This is a genomic window from Photorhabdus namnaonensis, from assembly GCF_001684335.1.
Taxonomy (GTDB): Bacteria; Pseudomonadota; Gammaproteobacteria; order Enterobacterales; family Enterobacteriaceae; genus Photorhabdus; species Photorhabdus namnaonensis.
Genome location: NZ_LOIC01000072.1, coordinates 336,602 through 340,288 on the forward strand (window position 1 = coordinate 336,602; position 3,687 = coordinate 340,288).

Annotated in this window: 4 protein-coding genes and 2 pseudogenes; 2 read left to right on the plus strand and 4 right to left on the minus strand. The window is 39.2% G+C overall.

Features of this window, described 5'->3' with window-relative positions; translation table 11 throughout:
* Both Phpb_RS13900 and Phpb_RS13905 read left to right on the plus strand, forming a co-directional pair.
* The coding region (locus Phpb_RS13900) for an N-acyl homoserine lactonase (protein ID WP_065390848.1) at positions 1–783 on the plus strand (783 nt) is incomplete at its 5' end.
* A gap of 534 nt (positions 784–1,317) precedes the next feature.
* A pseudogene (locus tag Phpb_RS13905) lies at positions 1,318–1,629 on the plus strand (fucose-binding lectin II); the annotation flags it as partial.
* A 121-nt stretch (positions 1,630–1,750) separates the two neighbouring features.
* Here the strand turns inward: Phpb_RS13905 and Phpb_RS24950 are convergent.
* The 4 genes and pseudogenes from Phpb_RS24950 to Phpb_RS26900 form a co-directional block, all read right to left on the minus strand.
* Positions 1,751–1,957, minus strand: a pseudogene (locus Phpb_RS24950) (Rpn family recombination-promoting nuclease/putative transposase); the annotation flags it as partial.
* Positions 1,958–2,010: 53 nt separating this feature from the next.
* Positions 2,011–2,961: an Rpn family recombination-promoting nuclease/putative transposase gene (locus Phpb_RS13910; protein WP_065390849.1), complete on the minus strand. Its 951-nt coding sequence runs from the start codon at positions 2,959–2,961 to the stop codon at positions 2,011–2,013.
* A gap of 146 nt (positions 2,962–3,107) precedes the next feature.
* Positions 3,108–3,299: a type II toxin-antitoxin system prevent-host-death family antitoxin gene (locus tag Phpb_RS13915; protein WP_065390850.1), complete on the minus strand. Its 192-nt coding sequence runs from the start codon at positions 3,297–3,299 to the stop codon at positions 3,108–3,110.
* A gap of 57 nt (positions 3,300–3,356) precedes the next feature.
* On the minus strand, positions 3,357–3,687 hold a 331-nt coding region (locus Phpb_RS26900; RefSeq protein ID WP_240492551.1), incomplete at its 5' end, for a hypothetical protein.

Sequence of the window (3,687 nt, forward strand, 5' to 3'; positions counted from 1 at the left end):
AATACATTAACCCAACGATATAATAATATCGTTAAAGATTGTGGTGATGCTCAATCACCCGCTTTTCTTTGCTCTGGAGTTATATTGCGTGGCACTATACATTCAAATGATTATAAATTTTGGCAACCTAGCCCATCATCTATAAAAAGTGGTGGTGTTTCTTTTTCATATTTAAGGAAAGACGCTAAGTTTAAACGCTTAGCTTATGGATATAAAAATGGATTTATTGTTTTCCCTGAACATATAGCACCTAAAGATAGAATCGATTTTTCTGTATTGTGTGCATTTCCTATTGATGGCTATACAAATGAGAGAGCAAATCAAGGTTGTGGGGAAAATATTACTAAGGCGAAAGGTAAAGGTAAACCTTGCCAAGAACAAAATGTGATGAATTCCGATGATTGGATAAAAAATTATAGGAAAGTAAACTCTCAAGATCTTTTTCAATGTGGATTTAATGTTACTAAAGATGTAAATAATCCAGCTATAGCTTTCTATCAAATGTTAGAAAGTATCAAAAAACTTCCACGTACTCCTAATACTCCACCAAAACAGAATGAAATCAGAATTTCAACCTGGAAAGAAAATGACCCCAATAAATTACCTATTGAAGCCCTTTTTTATTCAGAAAATTCAGGTTTAGCTGATGCACAAAAAGATCAGCGTGATTATAAAAACGCAACAGGTAAATTTTTGCCTATTGTTAAAATGTTACTAGCAAGAACTTTAAATGAGGACGCATTATTCAAATTTAATATTGCAGATCAAGTTATTAAGTCATAAACGATTATTGGATTACTTTAAGCTCTATTTTTCATACTGAGCTTACTGTAATCCACCTTCGCTCTTCGTGATAAAACAGAACTCCACTTTGACATCCTCCTCATCCTAAAGAGGATGTCGCAAAAGGCCAACATTGAAAATAAAACCAATCCACTTATCGCAAGCAATAAAAATAACCCTATTCATTATCCCCAACTTGTCATACTTAAAATTGAACAACCAGAGAAAATAAATATCAATTAACAATCTCTGTTATTAATTGATGTTGTATATAAAAATCCCCTGCCCATAATTGTTTTGTTTCATTGGAAATTATTTAAATAACCATTGGTTAAATTTTTAAATATAAAAAATAACATCTATAAATCATGTTATTACGGTAGCTATACTTTTCAATAAAAACCAAGTAATAAACGCTTTTTATATTTTAAATGCAAATAGTAAAGTCACCGAGACAATAGTGGAAGCAATAGTAAAGTCTGTAATGGAACATGTAGTGCTAATGACACGGGTAAATATTGTTTCCAGTTACCTCACAGTATTCGATTCGGCTTGATAGCCTACGCTAATACAAATATTCCGCAAACTGTAAAAGTATATATTGACGATCTTCTGGTAGATACATTAACCGGTAAAGGGCAAAATAATCTCATGGCGACTAAAGCCTACACATCAGGTACAGGCAAAATCTGTATTGAGATTGAGGGGGATGGCAAACCATGCAAGCTGCGTTATTTCGATAATATATTTGATGGAAAACCGGGAACAGCTATTATCAGCGCTGAAAATGGTACCAATAGTCATTACAATGATAGTGTGGTGTTCTTGAATTGGCCTCTGACATAAACTAAAAATACTCGGTTTCGAATAATAATTGCGCCCTCCGTGGCGCTTTTTTTCCTACTCATATGACTACCGTAAAATAAATAGTAGTATTTGGAAGAAATACAGTAATTTTGTCGGACATTTATTCAAGCTCACTCTGGCTCAGACCGGTGGTTTTCATCACTGTTTCACGATCGATTCCGCTGTTCAGCAATGCATGAGCAATTTTTAACGTTGCTTCTTGACGCCCTTCCTGACGTCCTTCTTGACGTGCTTTATGTTCCAATCTTTGTGCTATTGTCATCAGTACCTCCTCATACCTCGGGGACTGTTCTGCCAGTCGCCGTAAGATCCTCATCTCACACGGATCGTTGAATGCTGATTGAGGACTCTCAAGACGAGTTAGTGGCGTATTTGCTCCAGTTCGTTCTGGCTCAGACCGGTGGTTTTCATCACTGTTTCACAATCGATTCCGCTGTTCAGCAATGCATGAGCAATTTTTAACGTTGCTTCTTGACGCCCTTCCTGACGCCCTTCTTGACGCCCTTCCAAACGTCCTTCCTGACGCCCTTCCAAACGTCCTTCTTGACGTGCTTTATGTTCCAATCTTTGTGCTATTGTCATCAGTACCTCCTCATACCTCGGGGACTGTTCTGCCAGTCGCCGAATAAAACCCTCTGGATCGGCGGTATCTCCCACCTGTAATAAGTAGTTTAGCATGCTTTTTAGCTGTTCATCCGTATAGTAATCATACGTCAGCAGTATAACTAACTCTTGCAGTAGCTCTGCCATATCTCGCTGCCGGATATGCTTTTGCACCATTTCCAGTAGCGCGACCCGTTTGTGCGTCAAGATTTCATCATCCGGGATTACCGTCACATCGACCAGCGGGAATTTATTGGAATAGATTTCCTCCGCCAGGGCCGGATCATCGAAACAGTCGAGCCAATTGGTACTCCAGGGATACGGCTGTATTTTACCGTGATAGAACAACACCGGAATGACCAGCGGCAATTTTTCATGTCCCTGCTCCAGATGCCGTTGCATGGCTGAAATACCGTAGCGCATTAATCGAAATGCCATCATTTTGTCCGGGGAACTTTGGTGCTCGATCACGCAATATACATAACCGTCACCCTGCGCCGTTTTCAATGAATACAAAATGTCGGAATAATGCGCCCGCAGATTGTCTTCAATAAACGACCCTGATTCCAACCGCAGTGTATCCAGATCACAAACGGCCCGTAATCTCGCCGGCAAATGTATCTCCAGAAAGTCTCTGGCAGTATCAATATGACTTAAAAACTGCTTAAAAACAGCGTCATGTGGCGTTGGTGTATTTTTTCTCTTCATCGGTGAATGGTAGCATACTTTCTTTTATATTGAAGGAATATTAAGCAAGAAACCAAGCGGACTGTGATGTCTTGAATTTTCTTTGACAAAAACTTTGATCGTATCTCAGATACTTTAATTTCCTTCTTAAGCGAAGTTCAGGTTAGTTACCTTTCCTGCAAATTTCCGCTATTTACCTGCTCCAATGATTTAAGTAAATGTTTTGCATTAGCGGATGAACGTAGTAAATAAGCAGTTTCTTCAAGGCTTGCATATTCTGCATTTGAAATAATGACGCAATCACCACCGTTTTGTCTGGTGATCAATATTGGTGCACAATCCTGAATATATTGCGCCATCCGTGGCGCACTCTCTTTATTTTCCCTACTTACAATTACCGTAAAGCATCCATTTAATTAAGCGGTAGCATCTGAAATCAATTGAGTCGCCGGAGTATCCTGCCCAAATCCTCGTAGCCCAACTACATGCACATGTTCGTGGTTTTTAAACACTTTACGCACCAGTTTATAAGTGGTCCCTTTTTCAGGGCTGATATTTTCCGGGGCGGCGATAATCAATTGCATTTGCAGACGCTCACATAATTCAAACAAAGTAGCGATAGATTTAGCATCCAGACGCGCCGCTTCATCAAGGAATAACAATCTACAAGGGGAAATATCTTTACCACGCAAACGGCGGGATTCTTCTTCCCAACTCTGCACCACCATCACCAGAATGGACATGCCG

What these genes read in the sequence shown, in the direction of transcription:
- Phpb_RS13910 (WP_065390849.1), bottom strand. Translation starts at nt 2,961, where the DNA reads ATGAAGAGAAAAAATACACCAACGCCACATGACGCTGTTTTTAAGCAG.
- Phpb_RS13915 (WP_065390850.1), bottom strand. Translation starts at nt 3,299, where the DNA reads ATGGCGCAATATATTCAGGATTGTGCACCAATATTGATCACCAGACAA.